This window comes from Peribacillus folii (assembly GCF_030271255.1).
GTDB lineage: Bacteria > Bacillota > Bacilli > Bacillales > DSM-1321 > Peribacillus.
The window spans coordinates 25,517-45,025 of record NZ_JASJOM010000008.1; the positions used below are offsets into that span (position 1 = coordinate 25,517).

The 19,509-nt window shown below is 45.1% G+C and carries 24 protein-coding genes; 8 read left to right on the forward strand and 16 right to left on the reverse strand.

Features of this window, described 5'->3' with window-relative positions; translation table 11 throughout:
- Positions 1-363 precede the first annotated feature (363 nt).
- A complete protein-coding gene (locus QNI08_RS14585; RefSeq protein ID WP_285768147.1) occupies positions 364-1,992 on the forward strand; it encodes a M4 family metallopeptidase in 1,629 nt (542 codons plus the stop codon).
- A gap of 203 nt (positions 1,993-2,195) precedes the next feature.
- The gene (locus QNI08_RS14590) at positions 2,196-2,597 is read left to right on the forward strand and encodes an SET domain-containing protein (RefSeq protein ID WP_061143936.1); all 402 of its coding nucleotides are present in this window, start codon (positions 2,196-2,198) and stop codon (positions 2,595-2,597) included.
- A 76-nt stretch (positions 2,598-2,673) separates the two neighbouring features.
- On the opposite strand, the gene QNI08_RS14595 is transcribed toward QNI08_RS14590, so the two are convergent.
- Positions 2,674-2,862, reverse strand: coding sequence for a hypothetical protein (locus tag QNI08_RS14595; RefSeq protein WP_285768148.1), 189 nt, complete (start codon positions 2,860-2,862; stop codon positions 2,674-2,676).
- 80 nt (positions 2,863-2,942) lie between these two features.
- A complete protein-coding gene (locus tag QNI08_RS14600; protein ID WP_285768149.1) occupies positions 2,943-4,154 on the reverse strand; it encodes a glycoside hydrolase family 3 N-terminal domain-containing protein in 1,212 nt (403 codons plus the stop codon).
- Positions 4,155-4,312: 158 nt separating this feature from the next.
- Between QNI08_RS14600 and QNI08_RS14605 the strand changes: the two genes are divergently transcribed.
- On the forward strand, positions 4,313-4,660 hold the full coding sequence (locus tag QNI08_RS14605) for a hypothetical protein (RefSeq protein WP_285768150.1): 348 nt from the start codon (positions 4,313-4,315) through the stop codon (positions 4,658-4,660).
- Positions 4,661-4,737: 77 nt separating this feature from the next.
- On the opposite strand, the gene QNI08_RS14610 is transcribed toward QNI08_RS14605, so the two are convergent.
- Positions 4,738-5,520 (reverse strand): TrmB family transcriptional regulator, encoded by a 783-nt coding sequence (locus QNI08_RS14610; protein ID WP_285768151.1) that lies wholly within the window; start codon positions 5,518-5,520, stop codon positions 4,738-4,740.
- Between the two features lie 157 nt (positions 5,521-5,677).
- Between QNI08_RS14610 and QNI08_RS14615 the strand changes: the two genes are divergently transcribed.
- The gene (locus QNI08_RS14615; RefSeq protein ID WP_285768152.1) at positions 5,678-6,448 is read left to right on the forward strand and encodes a TSUP family transporter; all 771 of its coding nucleotides are present in this window, start codon (positions 5,678-5,680) and stop codon (positions 6,446-6,448) included.
- A gap of 104 nt (positions 6,449-6,552) precedes the next feature.
- Positions 6,553-7,497: an oxidoreductase gene (locus QNI08_RS14620; RefSeq protein ID WP_285768153.1), complete on the forward strand. Its 945-nt coding sequence runs from the start codon at positions 6,553-6,555 to the stop codon at positions 7,495-7,497.
- A 48-nt stretch (positions 7,498-7,545) separates the two neighbouring features.
- Here QNI08_RS14620 and QNI08_RS14625 read toward each other — a convergent pair whose 3' ends face one another.
- Positions 7,546-7,986: a peptidylprolyl isomerase gene (locus QNI08_RS14625; RefSeq protein ID WP_285768154.1), complete on the reverse strand. Its 441-nt coding sequence runs from the start codon at positions 7,984-7,986 to the stop codon at positions 7,546-7,548.
- A 160-nt stretch (positions 7,987-8,146) separates the two neighbouring features.
- On the opposite strand from QNI08_RS14625, the gene QNI08_RS14630 reads away from it, so the two are divergent.
- On the forward strand, positions 8,147-9,139 hold the full coding sequence (locus QNI08_RS14630; protein ID WP_285768155.1) for an acrylyl-CoA reductase family protein: 993 nt from the start codon (positions 8,147-8,149) through the stop codon (positions 9,137-9,139).
- Positions 9,140-9,321: 182 nt separating this feature from the next.
- Here the strand turns inward: QNI08_RS14630 and QNI08_RS14635 are convergent, their stop codons facing one another.
- Both QNI08_RS14635 and QNI08_RS14640 read right to left on the reverse strand, forming a co-directional pair.
- Positions 9,322-9,750 carry a cell wall hydrolase gene (locus QNI08_RS14635; protein WP_285768156.1) on the reverse strand — a complete coding sequence of 143 codons (429 nt, stop codon included), beginning with the start codon at positions 9,748-9,750 and terminating at the stop codon, positions 9,322-9,324.
- A 359-nt stretch (positions 9,751-10,109) separates the two neighbouring features.
- Complete coding sequence (locus tag QNI08_RS14640) at positions 10,110-10,379, reverse strand: DUF1292 domain-containing protein (protein WP_285768157.1); 270 nt, start codon at positions 10,377-10,379, stop codon at positions 10,110-10,112.
- A gap of 164 nt (positions 10,380-10,543) precedes the next feature.
- On the opposite strand from QNI08_RS14640, the gene QNI08_RS14645 reads away from it, so the two are divergent.
- The gene (locus QNI08_RS14645) at positions 10,544-10,957 is read left to right on the forward strand and encodes a VOC family protein (RefSeq protein ID WP_285768158.1); all 414 of its coding nucleotides are present in this window, start codon (positions 10,544-10,546) and stop codon (positions 10,955-10,957) included.
- 80 nt (positions 10,958-11,037) lie between these two features.
- Here QNI08_RS14645 and rpsN read toward each other — a convergent pair whose 3' ends face one another.
- The 9 genes from rpsN to purT all read right to left on the reverse strand — a co-directional run bounded on the left by rpsN (position 11,038) and on the right by purT (position 17,239).
- Positions 11,038-11,307: a 30S ribosomal protein S14 gene (gene rpsN / locus QNI08_RS14650; RefSeq protein WP_285768159.1), complete on the reverse strand. Its 270-nt coding sequence runs from the start codon at positions 11,305-11,307 to the stop codon at positions 11,038-11,040.
- 43 nt (positions 11,308-11,350) lie between these two features.
- Entirely contained in the window at positions 11,351-11,500 is a 150-nt protein-coding gene (gene rpmG / locus QNI08_RS14655) for a 50S ribosomal protein L33 (protein ID WP_053348792.1), read from the reverse strand.
- A gap of 27 nt (positions 11,501-11,527) precedes the next feature.
- A complete protein-coding gene (locus tag QNI08_RS14660; protein WP_285768160.1) occupies positions 11,528-12,751 on the reverse strand; it encodes a GTP-binding protein in 1,224 nt (407 codons plus the stop codon).
- Positions 12,752-12,942: 191 nt separating this feature from the next.
- Positions 12,943-13,323 (reverse strand): nucleotide excision repair endonuclease, encoded by a 381-nt coding sequence (locus tag QNI08_RS14665; protein WP_285768358.1) that lies wholly within the window; start codon positions 13,321-13,323, stop codon positions 12,943-12,945.
- On the reverse strand, positions 13,317-13,517 hold the full coding sequence (locus QNI08_RS14670; protein WP_285768161.1) for a hypothetical protein: 201 nt from the start codon (positions 13,515-13,517) through the stop codon (positions 13,317-13,319). The genes QNI08_RS14665 and QNI08_RS14670 overlap by 7 nt, the downstream gene beginning before the upstream one ends.
- 30 nt (positions 13,518-13,547) lie before the next feature.
- Positions 13,548-13,700 carry a YpzG family protein gene (locus QNI08_RS14675; protein ID WP_081092541.1) on the reverse strand — a complete coding sequence of 51 codons (153 nt, stop codon included), beginning with the start codon at positions 13,698-13,700 and terminating at the stop codon, positions 13,548-13,550.
- 105 nt (positions 13,701-13,805) lie between these two features.
- A complete protein-coding gene (locus QNI08_RS14680; RefSeq protein WP_285768162.1) occupies positions 13,806-14,450 on the reverse strand; it encodes a DUF4352 domain-containing protein in 645 nt (214 codons plus the stop codon).
- 25 nt (positions 14,451-14,475) lie between these two features.
- A complete protein-coding gene (locus QNI08_RS14685; RefSeq protein ID WP_285768359.1) occupies positions 14,476-15,816 on the reverse strand; it encodes an alkaline phosphatase in 1,341 nt (446 codons plus the stop codon).
- A 265-nt stretch (positions 15,817-16,081) separates the two neighbouring features.
- Positions 16,082-17,239 (reverse strand): phosphoribosylglycinamide formyltransferase 2, encoded by a 1,158-nt coding sequence (gene purT / locus QNI08_RS14690; RefSeq protein ID WP_285768163.1) that lies wholly within the window; start codon positions 17,237-17,239, stop codon positions 16,082-16,084.
- A gap of 342 nt (positions 17,240-17,581) precedes the next feature.
- On the opposite strand from purT, the gene QNI08_RS14695 reads away from it, so the two are divergent.
- Positions 17,582-17,836: a hypothetical protein gene (locus QNI08_RS14695; RefSeq protein WP_285768360.1), complete on the forward strand. Its 255-nt coding sequence runs from the start codon at positions 17,582-17,584 to the stop codon at positions 17,834-17,836.
- Between the two features lie 412 nt (positions 17,837-18,248).
- On the opposite strand, the gene QNI08_RS14700 is transcribed toward QNI08_RS14695, so the two are convergent.
- Positions 18,249-19,442, reverse strand: a complete 1,194-nt coding sequence (locus QNI08_RS14700) for a M14 family metallopeptidase (protein WP_285768164.1) — start codon at positions 19,440-19,442, stop codon at positions 18,249-18,251.
- Between the last annotated feature and the right edge of the window lie 67 nt (positions 19,443-19,509).

Sequence of the window (19,509 nt, forward strand, 5' to 3'; positions counted from 1 at the left end):
TCGAATATTCCTTTTCTGAATATATATGCAATTTCCATGCCAAAATCAGCAAACCCGTCCCTCAACGTTTGCATAAAAATAAGCTCGGTTTAAGAATGAATTTTTTTGCACCTAACGCCATGATTCTTTGCACTTCATGCCATTTCTTTTTGCAGATCAAAAGCACGGGAATCTACTTTTCCCAGCTTTGTTTGGAGATTCCTCAAATATTACTAGAGGAATATCTAGAAATAATTTCGCTCTAAATAACCATTTTTCACCAATTTTATCCTTTAAATGTCATCTTTTTCGCCCTTTTTCACCATTTGATAATAAAATCAAATGATGCAAAAATAAGGTATTCTCATGAAGGAGTTGAGTGTTATGAAAGGTAAGGTATTTTTAGGAACTGCTTTATCCGTTGGTCTATTATTTTCTGCTTTTCCCCATCAAGAAGCTTTGGCGGCAAAAAATGTGTTGAGTGTCGAGAAATATAATAAGCACAAAGATTCGCTAGAATTCAAGTCTGGTAAGCTTACCGATCCATCGAAGCAAACCGCAGAAGATATCATTCTTACCTTTTTTGATAAAAACACAAAGTCTTACAAGCTAGAAAATCAAAAGGCGAAAGACTCCTTCCTTATCCAGAAAGAAAGCAAGGATGACCTTGGCAATACCGTCGTAAGATTGCAGCAAACCTATAAAGGCGTTCCTGTCTGGAATTCCACCCAAGCTGTATTGATCGATTCAAAAGGTGTATTGTCAGTCGTATCCGGTACGGTTGAAGCCAATTTGAATACCAAATTGGAGAAAAAGGCTAAAAAAGGCATCAGCAAAAAACAAGCCATTAAAATAGCTGAAAAGGATCTTGGGTTCACGCCTGCCTACGATAAAGCCCCGGAATCGGAGCTGTTTGTATATGCAAGCGGCGATAAGGCCGATTACGTTTACAAAGTCAATTTAAATTTCTTGAGTCCTGAACCTGGCAATCATAATTATTTCATTTCAGTCAAAACAGGTGAAATCCTGAATAAATACAATACCCTGGATGAAGTGACCGGAACCAATTCAGTCGGAACGGGCACAGGGGTCTTAAATAATACCGTATCACCACTGAACACGACCTTATCGAGCGGTAAATACTATTTACAGGACAATACTCGCGGCCAAGGCATCTTCACCTATAATGCCAATAACAAATCGAGCCTGCCTGGCACACTTATGTCCAATACGACTAACGCTTTCACGACATCCACTGATAAAGCGGCCGTGGATGCTCATTTTTATGCGGGCAAAACCTATGATTATTACAAGTCCACTTTTGGCCGGAACTCCTATGATGGATACGGGACAAGCCTGAAATCGACGGTCCATTATGGTTCAAAATACAATAATGCCTTCTGGGACGGCACGCAAATGGTGTACGGGGATGGAGACGGCACGACGTTCATCCCATTGTCCGGCGGCTTGGATGTCGTGGCTCATGAGCTTACTCATGCCGTGACTTCCAGTGAATCCAATTTGACGTATCAAAATGAATCAGGCGCATTGAATGAAGCCATTTCTGATATTTTTGGTACAGTTGTAGAATTCAAGACACAGAGCTCCAAAGCCGATTACCTGATTGGCGAAGACATTTACACGCCTAACGTTTCCGGCGATGCTCTCCGTTCGATGGCCAACCCGACATTGAATGGCGATCCTGACCACTATTCGAACCGTTATACGGGTTCGGCTGACAATGGCGGTGTTCATACGAATAGCGGAATCATCAACAAAGCGGCTTATTTGATTTCTGCAGGCGGCACCCATCATGGAGTGACCGTGTCAGGAATCGGCATTGATAAACTGGGGACGATCTTCTACCGGGCTAACACGACTTACCTAACTTCTTCGTCCACTTTCTCTCAAGCAAGGGCTGCAGTCGTACAAGCCGCTTCCGATTTATATGGTGCAACCAGCGCGGAAACGACCGCTGTCAAGAATGCCTTTACCGCAGTCGGCGTGAATTAATAGCTTCACCCGTTTGCTAAAACACCTCCGTATACGAGCGGGGGTGTTTTTCCGTCTGTGCTAGGAGCGCTTTTTCGGCTGAATGAATGAATAAGGTATAAGATAGAATATGATTAATTCCTTAAAATAGTTGCTTTTCTTCCTATTAACTGTCAAGCTAAGATAATCTCGACTATATTGAATAGAACAAGTAGGTGACGAACATGATTGAAGTTAAAACTTCCACACTCAGTGATGGTGAGTTCAATAGAGGCGTATTCGCAACGCAGGACATAAAAAAAGGTGAGCTTTTGCATGAGGCACCTGTCATCGCTTACCCAAACGAGGAGCATGTTTTCATAGAGAAAACCTTGCTGGCTGATTATGCATTCGAGTATGGCATCAACCATACCGCCATGCTTTTAGGCTACGGTATGCTGTTTAATCACTCTTATACACCCAATGCAACGTATGACATAAACTTTAAAAATCACACGTTCGATTTCTTTGCTTACACCGATATAAAAGCAGGAGAAGAAATCCTCATCAATTATAATGGTGAGGTCGATAATGAAGATCCGCTTTGGTTCAATAAAGAAAATGATGGTGAAGATGAAGCGGAATGACCACCCATGAAGGTGAGTTCAATTCAATCAAAAAAGCCCCGTCGAAGAACTTTTTCGACGGGGTTTTTTTTTACCCTTAATGGGCAGATGGATTACTTGATTTTGATTTTGTTATCGACTGGAGTTGGCTCTTGACCTTTTCAATCGTTTCTGGTGTAGCCAATGATTTGATTTGACTCATGGTTTTTTCACGGGTCTTCTTATTGCGCATTAAAAATGCGGCAGCTCCTATCACGACAGTTCCAATCATTTTGTTTGATGGCATTCGAGTTTCCTCCTTCATGTTAGTTATTATATAGCATTCCCCTTGCCAGCAAATTTAAACAAAAGCAGTTGAACTTTCCCTTATTCAGCCAATTTCAGGCTTTCGATATACTTTAGGCTCTCAGGACTTTTCACCACTTTTTCCGCTTGCCTTGGATCAACCCTTGTTCGGTTCATCGTGTGGAGCTTATATGTCAGGATCCTTTTCACGGATTGATCAATCCTCTCCATTGGAACCTTCCCTGTCTTTACAGCTTTAAGTAAGCCTTCATACACCTCAAGCTCATGGGCATATTCATGGCAGACAAGCAAGATATCGGCTCCGGCAAGGATTGCTTCCACACCCATATCTTCATAGGAATAATACTTGCTCACGGCCCCCATTTCCAAATCATCCGTAATCACAAGCCCCCCATAGTTAAGCTTGTTTCGCAGCAGGTCTTCTATGATGACCTTGGAGAGGCTTGCGGGTTTATCTTTATCATAGGCGGGATATTTGATGTGGGTCACCATCACGAAAAAGCTTTGATCGTCCATTTCACTTATAATTCTCTTGAACGGATATATATCCGAATTCTCGAGGTCGAGTTGGTTCGCTTCGACCGAGGATGTTTCGACATGGGGGTCGATATCACTGCGCCCGTTCCCTGGAAAGTGTTTCAATGCGCCCGTTACAGATGCATCATTCAAGCCTTCGATCGCTTTTTTCCCATAACGATAGGCCTTCTTTGGATCTTGTCCCGTTGAACGTTTGTCAGTGTCCGATAAATCAAGAACAGGGGCAAAATTAATATTGATTCCCATCGTGCTCAACTCATTCCCATTCAGTTTTGCCACCTTGTACATGTCTTCAGAAGTGGCATGCCGCCCAAGGTCCTGTTGCGCCGGGAGCGGCGATACGCTTTCCTTCATCCGGATGATGTCCCCTCCTTCCTGATCCACCGCCACCATGAGCGGAAGTGAATGGGAGCCCTGCCCTGCCGTCTGCTGAAGGGAATTCGATAACTTCGCCACTTGCTTTGGTGATTTCATATTGCGATCGAAATAAATGACGCCGCCTATATGGTTGTTTAGGATGAGCTCGGTCATTTCCTTGCTCTTTTCCGTTCCCTTGAAGCCGACCATCATTAGCTGACCGACTTTTTCTTCAAGCGTCATGCTTTTTAGCATTTTTTCTATTTGCTCATCTCCCGTAACGGCATCTGTTTCAGACTGATTTTTTTGAATGAACAGGATGGCCATGAACGAGAGGATCACGATCAAAAGCGCAACCATATACTTTTTTCCATTCATTGAATAACTCCTGTCTACATGTTTGGATTGTCTGCATACTCCTCATCATCATGTTCATAAACCGGCCATTCTATATCAAACTGTTGCTTTTTTTTGCATAAAAAGCATGAGCGGCGCACCATACTACTTACATACACTCACGCAAAGGAGATGCACCCATGGACCGAATCTTGAGGAGCTTAGCTGATACCTTCAGTCATGCAGTCGATTATGCAAAGGAAAAAATATATTCGATAACCGGTTCAACCTCTGTTACGATCGGGGAATTGAGCCAGCATATTATCACTCAGCCCGAAACCAAACGAATCAAGAAAAACCTGTTAGGAATCCCCTTCACTTTTTACCATTTGCAAAAAGAAAACGTTACATATTACCTGGAAATGAAAAACGCACAAATTTTACAGCTGGATGTACACGCACACGACCATGTTATTGTGTCGTATAGGTCGTATCGGGATAAATCAGACCTGCTGGCCGCAGTTAAATTTCCCAAAACCCTTTTATGAAAACAAACTAAAAAAAGCTGAGGCCCTCCGTCTTGGGGGGTATCAGCTTTTTTTATATTTGCTTCAGGCACTGTTCCCTATAGCGAGAAAAACCGCTGTCTCTCCTTCGAGATCCACTCCTCTGCATTCGCCGCCTCCTTTTTGACCAAGCGGTTTACGAGGATATCATGCCAGATGTAATTCTCAAGAAAATTAATATGTATCGGGTCATCCGTATAAAACGCAGTTTCTCTCGCTTCAGAGTCAGGACCGTAAATCGTCTCGCTGCCATCGATGGATAGAATGAACCATTTGTTTGCGCCGATATTGTCGACATAACTTGTTTGGCGATGAACGTCTATCCCTGACAATGGGGTTTCGACCTGAAAGGCAATGCCTTTCAGCGAACAATGCTCAGCTGCTTCTTTGAGCTCTCGCTCGAATTTGTCGTACATTTTGTCCCATAAGGAAACGATGACCCTTTTCTCGGCCTTCTGAATCAACGTGCGGCAAAAGGATAGGATATGTTCTTCTCCTTTTAGCGTCATGACCCGATTATCGGAAACGGGCCCGATCTTCTCGAATTGCTTGAGCGTATCGCTGATGGATTGGTACGTATTGTCCCACCTCGATCGCACGGATTCCAAGAACACATCGACCGGTAATGGAGAATATTGGACCGAATCATTGATCTCCTCTTTGATTACGACCCCCTCCTCCTGGAGTTTATTCAGGATTTCATAGATGCGCGCCCTTGGAATACCCGATTCCTTGCTAACTTGATAAGCACTTGTCGGCCCTTGGCGCACTAAAGAAACATACGCCTTTGCTTCATATTGACTGAAGCCGAGAGACTGGAGTTTTTCAATGATATCTTGCATAGTACCTCCTTCTTAGATGCAGTAAGTTATATCTATCATACCAAAATTTAAAAAGTGAACGGAACATTCGCCTTCATTTTCTTATTTACAGAAGGTGCGATATTAGTTACTATTTTAATAGTGACTAAACTCATCCTTAGATACGGAGGCTTCTGCAATGGAAGATATACAAATTTCGACACTCTTGCTGCTCATGTGCTTCGGTTTTCTTGCAGCATTCATTGATTCTGTAGTTGGCGGCGGCGGACTGATTTCCATTCCGGCATTATTATTTTCCGGTCTTTCCCCTTCTGCTGCGATTGCAACGAATAAGTTGGCAAGTTCCATGGGCTCTTTAACGAGCACGATTGCCTTCATCCGCTCAGGAAAGGTTGATTTCCGACTGGTTTCCAAGCTCTTCCCCCTTATTTTCATAGGCTCGCTTTTAGGTGCCTGGGTGGTTAATTTTGTGTCATCAGATGTGTTGAAACCGCTGATTTTGATACTTTTGATCGCCATCGCGATCTATACCTTTTTGAAAAAGGATTGGGGACAGACATCGACCTATGCTAAGCTCACACTGCAAAAGGCTGCATTATTTGCAGTCACCATTTTCGTTATTGGGTTTTATGATGGATTTTTAGGAGCGGGGACGGGATCGTTCATTTTATTTGCCTTTTTAATGATCGGTTTTGATTTTTTGCACTCAGCCGGGAACGCGAAGTTTTTAAACTTCGGCAGTAATCTGGCGGCACTGATCATGTTCATCTTTCTTGATGCCGTCAACTTTTCCTACGGGATACCGATGGGGATCTCGATGATTGCAGGCGCATTGGCAGGCTCCAAATTCGCCCTCAAGAAAGGCGTAGCCTACGTAAGAGTCTTGTTTATCGCAGTTACCATCATCTTGATCATAAAAAATGTAGTGGATTACGTTATGGGCCGTTGATGGGGACAGATTAAAATAAAATCGGAGGATCCGCCCGCACCATGTGACATACAGGAATTATTTGGGTATATGATAGTAAAGAATGTGTGGAAAGGTGTGGTTGGATGACTGGTAAGTGGAATGGCGAAGAAATGGCGGATGTATCGAAGAAAACCATCGTGATTACAGGTGCAAATAGCGGACTTGGCTTCGAGACGGCTTTTGCCCTGGCCGGCAAGGGGGCAGAAATCATCCTTGCCGTCCGGAATGCTTCAAGGGGAGAAAGGGCGGTCGATAGGATCTTCTCGGTCTACCCTAACGCGAATATACGGGTCATGCCGCTGGATCTAAGCGATCTATGCAGCATTCGGCATTTTGCAGATTCCTATAAGGAAAACTATGACTCCCTTTCTGTCCTGATCAATAACGCAGGCGTGATGATTCCGCCTTTCAGTAAGACCAAGGATGGCTTCGAGCTGCAATTCGGTACGAATCATCTCGGACATTTCGCTTTGACAGGACTCCTTCTTCCGTGTATTCTGTCTACGCCTAACTCACGGGTTGTCACATTGAGCAGTTTGGCTGCCATCAATGGAACGATCGACTTTGACAATCTAAACGGCGAAAATGGCTATAAGCCAATGAGGTACTACGGGCAAAGCAAGCTCGCCAACCTTCTCTTCGCCCGCGAACTGCAAAATAAATTCACCCAGCATGGTGCAAGCTCGATTAGTGTAGCCTGTCATCCCGGGCTTTCCCATACAAACCTCATGTCACGGGGATCTGGCAAACCGTTGAACCGATTCGTTCACTTCCTCTCAAAATCCATTACCCAACCGGCAAGCATGGGCGCACTTCCCACCCTGTATGCCGCAACGGAGCCTTCATTAACGGGCGGTGAATATATTGGACCAGATGGAAAGAAAAACAGGAAGGGCTATCCTAAGAAAGACGCTATCATCGATGCCTTATATAATGAAGCAATCTCGAAAAGATTATGGGACATTTCGGAAACCATGACTGAGGTCCACTATCCTTTCACTGAAAGCGTCACGCCGAGATCATCCTGATTCATGTAAAAAAAAGAGGGAGCACTATGCTCCCTCTTTTCACTGCCATCATTCAGCGTCAAACACTTCGACTTTTTCCATTTTGTCGCCATTTTTCATGGCTTTTGCCGTTTCAAGCCCGGAAGTCACTTTACCGAAAACTGTGTGAACACCGTTAAGATGCGGCTGTGGCTCATGCACGATGAAGAATTGGCTTGAGCCAGTGTCTTTTCCGGCATGTGCCATCGAAAAGCTGCCCGCCTCATGCTTGTGAGGGTTTCCAGCTGTTTCACATTTGATTTGTGTGCCGCTTCCGCCTGCACCAGTACCTGTTGGATCTCCGCCTTGGCTTACGAAACCAGGGATGACACGGTGAAAGACCACGCCATTGTAAAAGCCTGTATTCGCCAGGTTTTCGAAATTCGCCACTGTGTTCGGCGCTTCATTCGGGAAAAGGTCGAATTCTATCTTTTCTCCATTTTCCATAAGTATGTATCCTTTTTTAGCCATGTAAAACATCTCCTTTAATATGAACTGAATCAATTCTAATAGTACCATTTTTTGCACAAGAATGAAAAGCGGGCGCTGCTTATTTCGGACTGTCTCATTATACATTTCGACGTTTTTTCTTCTATAATGGGGAAGATGATGATAAAAGGGGGAACGAACCATGATACAGCGATTCGAAGCATTAGTCGTAAACAAGCAAGGCGAACGGTTTACCGTTAACACCCAGCAGCTAACACTTGATGACCTGCCGCAGGGTGAAGTGCTTATCCGTGTCCATTATTCTGGGGTGAACTATAAGGATAGCCTTGCCAGCATTCCGAATGGAAATATCGTCAGCACTTATCCGATCAGTCCAGGAATCGACATGGCAGGGGTCGTCGTCTCATCAGAGGATTCCCGATTCAAGGAAGGGGACGAGGTCATTGCCACCTCTTACGGAATCGGCGTCTCCCAATCAGGCGGCTACAGCCAATATGCCCGGGTACCGGCCGATTGGATCGTTCCGCTTCCTGATGGCCTCTCACTGAAAGAGGCCATGATTATCGGAACGGCTGGATTCACGGCAGCGTTATCGGTCCTGCGACTGGAAGAAAACAGGCTTGCCCCTGATCAAGGAAGCGTTCTTGTCACCGGGGCGACTGGCGGCGTGGGCAGCTTTGCCGTCTCGATCCTTTCCAATCTCGGTTATTCCGTGGAAGCAAGCACCGGAAAAGAATCCGAACATGGATATCTGAAGGAAATCGGAGCAACGACGATCGTATCCCGGGAAGAAGTATACGATGGCAAACTGCGCACACTCGGCAAACAAAAATGGAGCGGCGCGGTAGATCCAGTAGGCGGTGAACCGCTGGCGGCCGTCCTTAGCCAAATCAAGTATGGCGGCTCGGTAGCGGTAAGCGGATTGACCGCTGGCACCAGCCTTCCCGCCACCGTCTTCCCTTTCATTTTAAGAGGGGTTAACTTACTGGGAATCGACTCGGTCAATTGTCCGATGGAAACAAGATTGAAAGTCTGGCAGCGTCTTGCGACCAACTTTAAATTTGCACATCTGGAGCAGCTCATTCAGCAAGAAATCACACTTAAAGAATTGCCTGACGTCCTCCCGACCCTTTTAAAAGGGGAAGCAAGGGGCAGAACGATCGTAAAACTATAAACCAAAAAAAGTGACGCGGGCAAGCCCCCCGTCACTCTTTTTCACTGTAAGGATACATTCATTGCGAGCGCTGGGACCGATTATCGCTCGGTAGGAAGGTATTACTACTAACTCCCCGCGGGCAGCCCCTTATGTACATATCCACAAAAGAGGCCAAACCTAGATAAGGTTCAGCCTCATTTCTAAAAGGTATTATAAATATTTTCACATTCGTTGGCTGTTGGCTCATAGAAGCAGTGAAGCTTGAAGCGGCCAACCAGAGGCTGATTATACCAGGTTGGCGGGCAATCCCCTTCTGGTCTGAAATACCAGAGGCTAAATTTCGAGGGCCATAGCCTTTCACCGCTTACACTTCGGCGCGCAAGTCTTTTTTCCCTTTCCCGTGCCCGTTGGTAAAAGTACCCCTTTTGCACAGCCTCAAAGGCATGTTCCTGATAAATCATGTCCGGGATCGTCCTCAGCCCCTTGAAATCGGAGCAATTCGACCTGATCCGGTTGATTCCGACGTTTCCGATCATCAACATGCCTTGATCGCCTTCCCCCTCACCTTCAGCTCTAAGCAATCTCGCCAAAAGAGCAATGTCAGCATCAGTGTGTTTAACGACGGTCATCTCATCACCTCCACTTTTTTTATCCTATGCCCAGCAGATGGAAAGATGCGCCGATTTTAATAAAACCTTCATACGCCGTACACGCCCCATCAACAATACACTTATATACTAAAAGAAGGCTGGATGGCACGCGTGGCTATCATGGTATTTGGCGTAGGCGGGGCCAATGCATCTTGTACATAGAAAACGAAAACGGCACTGATCATGCCGTACCAAACTGTAGGCAAACTCAAGAATCATGGAGGGTGTTTATGGTTTTTTCCTCTGCGGGCAGTGCGCCTTTCTTTTAAGCAAACGAAAAAGGTTCCGGAATGAGATCATTCCGGAACCTTTTTCATGCCGCATCCTTGACTTGTCCATTATTCCTTGGCTTCAAAAGCAGCTTCAAACGCCGAGGATACCTTTTGGAATTCCTCGTCCGATTCGATATCGAACAGTTCGCCTTCGCCCTCGACCCTGAAGAAGAAGATATCGATGTCTTCCTCCGTATCTGCCTCAATATCTTCAAGCAAACCTACTGCCACATATTCCGTTCCTTCTACATCCAATGAGCCTAAAACTTCAACCTCATGAGCCTCATCATTGTCGTCAGTAAGAGTGAAAACTTCACCTTCCCGAATGTTACCCATATAACCATCTCTCCTCTCGTATCCATTCATAATGGATTGTTTCATAGTATATCGGCTATTCCCTTCAGAAACAAACTTTTGCCCTGAAAAAAGGGGAAATTTTTTTATAAAAAACAGTTAAAAAAAGGAGGCCGAAACCGAAATATTTTATATATTCAAATATTATGAGTTTCTACCATAAGGAGGATGTTTTCTTGTCCGCAAAAAGAATCGATCATATCGGAGTTGTCGTCAGAGATCTTGAAAAATCCATCATCTTTTATCAGGAAGTCCTGGATTTAAAATTAAAGGCGCGTGTTCCTCATACTAATGGAGTCATCCAATTGGCTTTCCTAGGCTACGAGGATTCAGATGAAACGGAAATCGAATTGATACAGGGCTATAGCAACACATTGCCTTCTGAGGCAACGATCCATCATTTTGCCATTACCGTGGATGATATCGAAAAAGAATATGCGCGAATCAAAACCTTGAATGTCGAGTTGATCGACGAGGAAATCGTCACCCTTCCAAATGGCTTCCGCTACTTCTACATATATGGGCCGGAAAAAGAGTGGATTGAATTTTTCCAAAGATGAAGCATGCTAAAAAAGCAGAGTCAGAAGACGTCTGCTTTTTTACCGTTCTCTTATGTCAGGACCAGCAAAGTCCTTCCCGCTTACCAGCTTGATTTTTTGACACCCGGCACCTGCCCTTTATGGGCAAGCTCCCGAAAAACGATACGTGACATATTGAATTTGCGCATATACCCACGGGGCCTTCCCGTTACTCCGCAGCGATTATGGATCCTTGTCGGCGAGGAGTCCCGGGGAAGCTTGGCCAAAGCAGCATACTCGCCTTTTTCCTTCAATTCCCTTCTGAGCTCCGCATACTTTTCAACCAATGCCAACTGCTTTTGTGCCTTTACGACCTTTGATTTTTTCGCCATGTTCTTATCTCCTTTTCACACTAAATTGACCTAAGGAAATTCATCATTTCGTTTCCCGATGAAGCGTATGTTTCTTTAGGCGCGGGCAATATTTCTTCAATTCAATCCGATCGGGATTATTTCGTTTATTCTTCGTTGTGATATAGTTGCGGTCCCCTGTTTCCGTACATGCTAGAGTTATATTCACTCTCATTTTCCTTTTCCTCCTTCCATTATTTCTTTAAAAGGCAGGCAGTGGATCTTCATATGACGACCAATCCTGCTGCATCTCAGCTTCCGTCAGTAAACAATCATCCAGTTCCGCCTCTATCACTTGCTGATTCATATCGATGCCGATTAACACAAGCTCGGTCTGGCGGTCACCATATACTTCATTCCACCGATCCAGTAATTCTGGAGATTCCTGCAATAGTTGTTGCTGCTCATGCCAAGGATGAGCAGCAATCCATTGACCCGCCCCTTGTATCGTTAGTGACGGTCCTGCTTGTGATAATAAGCCTGCGGTTTCATTTCTGGTTGCCAGCCAAATGAAACCTTTCGCTCGCACGACTTGCACCGGCCAATTTTCGAGCCAGGTCATCAAGCGGACAGGATGAAAGGGCACATTCCTTCTGTAAACGAAGGAGGCTATGCCATATTCCAGCGTTTCTGGAATGTGTTCTTCATTCAGTTCTTTTATCCAGCCCGCTCCTTGGCTTGCCTTTTCAAAGTCGAACAATCCGGTATTCAATATTTCCTTTAATGGTACCTTGGAATATTCCGTTTCGATGACTCTTGCATCCGCATTCATCTTATGAAGGATCGCTTTCAATTCCGCCACATCTTTTTCTCCCATTAAATCGGTTTTATTTAACAGGATCACATTGGCAAACTCGATTTGGTCGATCAATAAATCGACCACTTCCCTGACATCACCAGGATCTGCCGCCTGCTCCCGGTCCATAAGGTTCTCCCCGGAGGCAAAGTCCTTCCAGAAGTTCTGCCCATCCACGACCGTTACCATCGTATCGAGCCGGCAATATTCCGATAAATCAATGCCCACTTTTTCATCCACATAAGAGAAGGTTTGCGCTACCGGAACCGGTTCGCTGATCCCTGTCGATTCAATCACGATGTAATCCATATCACCTTGGTTTGCCAATTTCTCGACCTCGATCATTAAATCCTCACGAAGTGTACAGCAAATGCAGCCATTCTGCATTGCCACAAGTTTTTCATCCGTGCGGGTGAACCCTCCCCGTTTGATCATGGCGGCATCCATATTGATTTCACTCATATCATTAACGATGACGGCAACCTTCCGATCATTCCGCTTTTCAAGAATATGATTCAAAAGCGTCGTTTTTCCCGCCCCAAGGTATCCGCTCAAAACAGTAACGGGAATTTTCTTTTTCGCCAACCCTTTCCACTCCTTTCGGTGCTCATCTCCTCTAAACGAAATCATTACGATTTATAAGATAAAGAACCCTCCAACAGAAATCACCTCTCCATAATAAAACGTAATGATTACTATTTGCAAGTGTTTTTCATTTTTTTATCGTTTAAATTTGAACAACCCCTGCAGGAAGAAGGGAAATTTCGATATTTGCGCACACAAAAAAAGCTGAGTGCAAAGCGCAGCCAGCTTGTCTTTCCTCATTTATAAAACACTTTATCGACGTTGTATTTAGCACGAAGTGTGTTGATGATATATGTTTCGTAAATTTCGCGTTCCGTTGGGTCCTCGACGACAAGGATGTCAATTTTCTTCACTTCATTGCGGTGCTCCTTGATTGGGGAGACATTATCCTCGAAATGCTTTTTGACCCTTGGTCTTAGCTTACGAGCCTTTCCGACAAAAATCAGTTCATCGCGTTCATTGTAAAACAAGATGATGCCGCCTTTATCACGGGGAATCAAATGGAAATCGATGAATCCGTAAATCTCCGGAATGACTGGTTCGTCTCCCTCTATCACTTGTTTTCTTTGTTTAATGCTAATATCCGCTGCCGGGATTTCAATTTTTATCATTACAATTCACGTCCTCTATTTGTATAAGCTGACTTTAAACTCCCTTGCGGAGCATACAGCCCAATCGCTTTTTTCCTAAAGGTAAATGGTATCATAATTATGAACGAAAAGCCATGCATGCCAGTCAAGGCACGAGGTTGTTTGCCGTTTATTTCAAGCCCGCGGTATCCTTTCGGCTCAATAGAAAGAAGAAGACTCATTATGAGCCTCCTTCTCGGTCGAAATATCCATTACCACCTGTGAGCCTTTGCATTACTTCTTAGGATAATGTTTGTTTGCGATACTTCCGTATGGCCATTAACTTGGGATTTGGAACGCTTAGGTCTTGTCCAATTATGGTGAAACTTTTGAGAATGTGGATCTAAATGATCTTTATAACTCATTCTGCGTCACCCCATCATTAGGATTTGGATATTTCAGCAGTGATAAGAAACTCTATCACTTGCTCTAGTATTTGATTTCCGTCTAGTTTTCATACCCCATTTCCTTTAAAAAGCGAGCTCAACCGACTTTCCTTTTGCCAGGATCTTGCCATCCCCTGTAACCGCATCACTTGTCATCAAGGAAATCCCCCGCACATCCCCATTCCTTACAATGAAGCCAATGTCCCCGTTTTTTGTACCGTTTCCATCCAATTCGCCGTTAAGTTCCTCCAAATAGATGTCATCCTCCCATGGAAGATGTTCCCCCGTATTGGTCTCAAGAAAAGCAATGGGTGAGAACTTTATTTTTTCATCACTCTTGTTTTTGATTTCAACCTTCACTTTTACGATGTCGAAATCCTCCTCATGTGTATAGCCATGGAAAAAATCAATCATGCTGTAATCAGGGGTAACGTGCAGCACCTTCATCTCTTTGACCGTTACCTCGATTGGACCAACCTTGATGGCTTCATCCACTTTTTTATAGGCCTTCAATGCGGATTCGCCCTTTGCATCCGAGAATTTCTGGCCGATCTGGGTTAACTTCCTATCATCAGGCAGCTGTGGATTCGGAACATGGACATCCTTCTTCACCAGCGGCGCGCCCATTTCCTCCGTTTTTTCTTTAGCCGCCTTTTCTTCAAATGCAGGTTGGGTGTTAAGAGCCCCGAATGTGGTTAATATGAAAGCACCGATTATTAGTCTGTTCATGGATTCCCTCCCCGTATCCTTACGTTCATTTTTTCAATAAATCGAAGATGATCTTGGCATGATCCGTGTTATCGACCTGTCCGGCAAAACGTTCCTTATAAGGACCGTAGGCGTAGACAGGTACATCTTCACCCGTATGTCCTCCGGTGGTCCATGCTGTATTGGTCCTGTTATCGAATATCGCTTCTATGGCATTATCGATGTTTGTGACATTTTTCGTTTTGGCCGCTTCTGTTACCGAATTGATTTCTTCGCTCGTTAGCTTTAATTTTTTTTGATTGATGAATTGCTTTAAAGTCTTTTCGGCATCTGCCCCTTTTGCGATTGCATCCGCCATGAAGTCAGGGGTGCGTTCGGCCGCCTTGATCGGTTCTCCGTACCAGTTATAGATTCCTTTGGCACCGATCGAAAATCCGCCTGTCGAATGGTCTGCAGTTGCCACCACCAAGGTGTGTTTGTCTTTTTTCGCAAATTCTATCGCCGCTTTATATGCTTTTTCAAAGTCCTCCATTTCACTCATGGCGCCAACGATGTCATTATCATGTCCAGCCCAATCGACTTGGCTGCCCTCGACCATCAGGAAGAATCCCTTCTTATTTTTATCCAGGCGCTGAATTGCCGAATTGGTCATGTCCTTCAAAGAAGGCGTTTCACTGGGGCGGTCGATCATTTTCGGCAACCCTTCCGAAGCAAACAAACCTAGCACCTGCTCATTTTTATCCTTGAGCATTTGTTTCTTATCCGTCACATAACTATATCCGTCTTTTTTGAAGGCCTTCGCCAAATTGATGTCCGGGCGGACAAAATTGGATTTTCCGCCTCCTAAGAGAACGTCGATTTTATGCTTGCCCTTGATCAACTCTTTATAATAATCGTCGGCAATCGAATTCATGTTTTTCCGGCTTTCATCATGAGCGCCGAATGATGCCGGTGTCGCATGAGTGATTTCCGAGGTGGCGACCAATCCAGTCGCTTTTCCTTTTTGCTTTGCAGCTTCCAGGACGGTTTTGACTTCGGATTTATCATTATCCACCGCAATGGCAGCATTATAAGTCTTCACTCCTGAAGACATGGCCGTTGCGGCCGAAGCTGAATCCGTAATATTTTGTGCAGCATCCTCCGGATAGGTCATTTGCTGACCAACCAGGTATCGATCGAACTCTGTCCGTTCAGCCACCATCGTATGGGGATTGTTTTTCAAATACCTGTAAGCGGACGTATAGGAAACACCCATCCCATCACCTATCATGAAGATGACATTCCTAATTTCCGGCTCTTTTTTACCCTTGTCCCTTGCCGATGCAGATTCCGATGCCGACCAAGTTAAACTCCCAAACGTCAATGCCGAAGCCAATGTTAGCGGCATAATCTTTTTACTCCATGAACGATTCAAATGAATGACCTCCCTTTAATGTTTGACTATTTAACTACACTATAGAGGTCAAAGATGAACACAGTGTCAAGGGCTTGTAAAAATACGGCAGGATAATTGTGAAGGCAAGGTAAATGCATCCATTAACGTCATGAATCGCAGCCTTGTTTGATGAGGCAAAAAGAAGGCAGCAAAAAAGCTGAGGTGCCAAATTCATGCCATAAGAAAAGGCGCTCCATTCCAGGAGCGCCTTTCCCGCTTACTTCTCCACCTTCAAACATTCCAAAGCCATGGCCGCATTCTCCCTCGCTGTGTCGATTGTATCAGCGGATGACAGGGCGACCGCCACCCTTCTCCCCATTTTGGTAACTGGCTTCCCGAAGAGGCGCACCTCCGTATTCGGCATCGCCAATGCTTTTTCAACACCGGCTATCGAATATTCCGCTAACTCCTCTGACGCCTTTAAGGGACGGCTGGCACCTGGCGTGATCAAATTGATTTCTGGGATGGGGAATTCCAGAATCGCTCGTACATGCAGGGCAAATTCCGACAAATTCTGTGTCACTAACGTCACGAGCCCCGTATCATGCGGACGGGGAGATACTTCGCTGAAATAGACTTTATCTCCTGAAAGGAAAAGCTCGACCCCGAACAATCCGTATCCTCCAAGCTCGTCTGTAATGGCAAGGGCAATCCGCTTCGCTTCGTTCATCTGTGCTTCCGTCATATCATGCGGCTGCCACGATTCGATATAATCCCCGCCCTGCTGAATATGGCCGATGGGAGCACAATACATGGTTCCGTTTACGGCCCGGACCGTGAGCAACGTGATTTCTGAATCAAAACGGATGAATTCTTCAATGATCACTCGTCCATTTTGAACCCGTCCGCCTTCCATGGCGATTTTCCAGCACTCCTCTAAGTCAGCTTCTGTACGGCACACGCTTTGCCCTTTCCCTGAGGAGCTCATCAGCGGTTTTACGACATTTGGAAATCCTATTTCTTTGGCAGCCTGGACAAATTCTTCATATGAATCAGCGAATTTGTAGTCGGCAGTAGGAAGGTGCAAGGTTTCGGAAGCAAGTCTCCTGATTCCTTCACGATCCATCGTTAATTTTGCTGCCCTTGCTGAAGGAATGACTTTAAAGCCCTCGTCTTCCAATTCCACTAAAGCCGTTGTGGCGATGGCTTCGATTTCCGGTACGATCAGATCTGGTTGTTCCTTTACGACCACTTCCCTAAGCTGTGCAGCATCCAGCATATCGATGACATGACTGCGGTGGGCTACCTGCATGGCAGGGGCATGCTCATAACGGTCCACCGCAACCGTCTCCACCCCAAGACGCTGTGCCTCAAGCAAGATTTCTTTCCCCAATTCACCTGAGCCCAATAATAAAATCTTTTTGGATTTATACATTCAGCTTTTCCCCCTTCATTACGTAAAGATCATCATATACGAACTATAACATAAAAAATATATTTTTTATTCGTATTTTATATAAAAAGATGCCTGAAAAATGCCGTTGATCACTTATAAACAGTCAGGAAAAAATACCAACTTGACAACTAAGATTAATAGGTTTATCCTTTTTCATATAAGAAAAACTGATACGCTGACCAGTTCACTGGAGGCTCTCTATTCACTTCGAATGGGGGCCTTTTATTTTATAAAGGAAGGGGGGCACACACTATGCAGAAGGAGAGGCATAGCCACTTATCACCTGGGAAGGCATGGAGGAGGCATGGACGATTGGAGGAGATGGAGCACCTCAATCTGCCGGATAGAATGTTCTTCCATTGGTGCCAGCAGCAATATGCCTTGAATAGAGGGGTTTATAATACGATTGATAATTGGTTCCATGCCTATGGCATCATCGATATCCTGTACAGGCGCATCAACCTTTTAGCTTTTCTTGAATATGCTTCTGCCCCGGAGCAAGCGATCGGGCAGGCAAAGCCCATTAAATTTGGTAAAGGCGGGCTAACGAAAAAGCTCCAGGATTTCATGTCATAGTATTTCCGGTTCCAAGCTTTCCTGCGGATGAAAGCTTGGAATGTCGAAATTTGCATTACGAATACTTTTGAAAATGTAAGCGCTTTCTATTATAATGAATATAGGTTGGATGGCATGAGTGGCCGTCAAGGTATCTGGCGTAGGCGGGGCCGATACAGGCGCAAAAGAGGGCAAACTTCTTTGACGCAAAACGATTAGAGTATCTATCCTTCTAGGGCTGCAAGAACCTGGACCATCAATGGCGGATGAACGCCATTTTTTAGGCTTCATAGCGAATTTTTGCAATCGATAAGTAAAGCTTATCTTTACTTATTTTTTGCAGCAGCCCTCATCGTTTTAACATCCCTTAATCATAAGATAAAAAGCTCTTCCCCCATTGACAGGGAGCAGAGCGTTTTTGCATGTTCAACGTTTACATATACAAGCCCGCCAGGAAGATCCCCAGCGACTTTTGATAAATCTCATCGAACTGCGAGATAGGAAGCGGGTTGGTTCCTCTACCAAGCTCAACGGTGAACCCAGGCCTCCGCCAGTCCTGAATGTACCAATCCTTATACCCGGCGTAGCTATTGGCGGATTTGACAGGCTCATATCCACTTACCCTCGCAAACTCATTGACTATCGTTTCAGATTCAGGCGGCTCCATGTCTTCAAACCCCCAATAAATGACCTCTCCTTGCGTATGGAATGCGAGGACTCTCGCAAAATCACGCCTTCTCGTTAGATTTGCCATCGCAATCGCTTCTGGCTGTGTAAGCGGCCCCGTTCCCGAATAATTCGCCGGTCCTGGTTCATTCACCATATTGCGGGCTTGCTCCAATTCCCACTTGGCGGGGAATTGATCGTTCAGGTCGACGCCATTGATATTCGCTTTCCATCCGGAAAAGTCCTCGCTGCCATTATTCCAGCCCACGAGACGCGCTCTCATTGTCTCATCTGCCGGCGGGCCGTTTTGCACCAATTCCACTCCGTCCGGGTTCACCATCGGCACGATCGACAGAAGCGTCCGTTGGTAATATGGAAGCAGGGCAAGGCCGCGGATCTCCGTCTGATTCGTGATTGCCAATAGATAATCATTTAAGAAGGTCATGATCACAGGTGTCGTGATCCATTCATTCGCATGAAACGAACCATTATAATGGATTCGTTTATCCCCCTTCCCGATCAGTACTTCGGGGATATCCCTATTTAACACAGAATGGCCGATCGGGGATGTTTGAATGAAAGGGTAGATGGTTTTCAACCGGCCCATATCGGCAAGCAGCGCCTTATAGTCGTATTGCTGATTTCCTTGAATGAGCCTCCACGTAATCCTTAATGGAATATAAATCGTCTGGCCGACTTGCAGGGCATTCGGGTTGAGGGTAGGATTAACAACAAATAAGGCATCCAATGTAAGATTGCGTGTTTTGGCAATTGCCCATAAAGAATCCCCCTGCTTAATCTTATAAGCCGACGATGTGAAGCCGGGTATTTTGATTTGCTGTCCAATCATGAGGGCCTGTGGATCCGCTCCCCGGTTGGAATCTATGATCAGCTGGTAATTGACCTTGAATAATTGGCTGTAATACCACAAAGAGTCATTCTGCCGCACATAAACGTCCATACTGCACCTCCCCTTACCCATATATGTATGCTCATTTTGATTACTAATGCCCTAAAAGGCAGCCGTC

Excerpts from the sequence above, each read along its gene's own strand:
- QNI08_RS14700 (WP_285768164.1), bottom strand. The coding sequence starts at position 19,442 with ATGGACGTTTATGTGCGGCAGAATGACTCTTTGTGGTATTACAGCCAA.
- QNI08_RS14675 (WP_081092541.1), bottom strand. The coding sequence starts at position 13,700 with ATGAGTTATAAAGATCATTTAGATCCACATTCTCAAAAGTTTCACCAT.
- QNI08_RS14615 (WP_285768152.1), top strand. The coding sequence starts at position 5,678 with ATGGAAGATATACAAATTTCGACACTCTTGCTGCTCATGTGCTTCGGT.
- QNI08_RS14630 (WP_285768155.1), top strand. The coding sequence starts at position 8,147 with ATGATACAGCGATTCGAAGCATTAGTCGTAAACAAGCAAGGCGAACGG.
- QNI08_RS14670 (WP_285768161.1), bottom strand. The coding sequence starts at position 13,517 with ATGAGTCTTCTTCTTTCTATTGAGCCGAAAGGATACCGCGGGCTTGAA.
- QNI08_RS14585 (WP_285768147.1), top strand. The coding sequence starts at position 364 with ATGAAAGGTAAGGTATTTTTAGGAACTGCTTTATCCGTTGGTCTATTA.
- rpmG (WP_053348792.1), bottom strand. The coding sequence starts at position 11,500 with ATGAGAGTGAATATAACTCTAGCATGTACGGAAACAGGGGACCGCAAC.
- QNI08_RS14640 (WP_285768157.1), bottom strand. The coding sequence starts at position 10,379 with ATGGGTAACATTCGGGAAGGTGAAGTTTTCACTCTTACTGACGACAAT.
- QNI08_RS14590 (WP_061143936.1), top strand. The coding sequence starts at position 2,196 with ATGATTGAAGTTAAAACTTCCACACTCAGTGATGGTGAGTTCAATAGA.
- QNI08_RS14625 (WP_285768154.1), bottom strand. The coding sequence starts at position 7,986 with ATGGCTAAAAAAGGATACATACTTATGGAAAATGGAGAAAAGATAGAA.
- QNI08_RS14595 (WP_285768148.1), bottom strand. The coding sequence starts at position 2,862 with ATGCCATCAAACAAAATGATTGGAACTGTCGTGATAGGAGCTGCCGCA.
- QNI08_RS14645 (WP_285768158.1), top strand. The coding sequence starts at position 10,544 with ATGAGTTTCTACCATAAGGAGGATGTTTTCTTGTCCGCAAAAAGAATC.
- QNI08_RS14605 (WP_285768150.1), top strand. The coding sequence starts at position 4,313 with ATGGACCGAATCTTGAGGAGCTTAGCTGATACCTTCAGTCATGCAGTC.
- QNI08_RS14635 (WP_285768156.1), bottom strand. The coding sequence starts at position 9,750 with ATGACCGTCGTTAAACACACTGATGCTGACATTGCTCTTTTGGCGAGA.
- QNI08_RS14660 (WP_285768160.1), bottom strand. The coding sequence starts at position 12,751 with ATGATTTCGTTTAGAGGAGATGAGCACCGAAAGGAGTGGAAAGGGTTG.
- QNI08_RS14685 (WP_285768359.1), bottom strand. The coding sequence starts at position 15,816 with ATGCCGCTAACATTGGCTTCGGCATTGACGTTTGGGAGTTTAACTTGG.
- QNI08_RS14620 (WP_285768153.1), top strand. The coding sequence starts at position 6,553 with ATGACTGGTAAGTGGAATGGCGAAGAAATGGCGGATGTATCGAAGAAA.
- QNI08_RS14695 (WP_285768360.1), top strand. The coding sequence starts at position 17,582 with ATGGAGCACCTCAATCTGCCGGATAGAATGTTCTTCCATTGGTGCCAG.
- QNI08_RS14610 (WP_285768151.1), bottom strand. The coding sequence starts at position 5,520 with ATGCAAGATATCATTGAAAAACTCCAGTCTCTCGGCTTCAGTCAATAT.
- rpsN (WP_285768159.1), bottom strand. The coding sequence starts at position 11,307 with ATGGCGAAAAAATCAAAGGTCGTAAAGGCACAAAAGCAGTTGGCATTG.
- QNI08_RS14680 (WP_285768162.1), bottom strand. The coding sequence starts at position 14,450 with ATGAACAGACTAATAATCGGTGCTTTCATATTAACCACATTCGGGGCT.
- QNI08_RS14600 (WP_285768149.1), bottom strand. The coding sequence starts at position 4,154 with ATGAATGGAAAAAAGTATATGGTTGCGCTTTTGATCGTGATCCTCTCG.
- purT (WP_285768163.1), bottom strand. The coding sequence starts at position 17,239 with ATGTATAAATCCAAAAAGATTTTATTATTGGGCTCAGGTGAATTGGGG.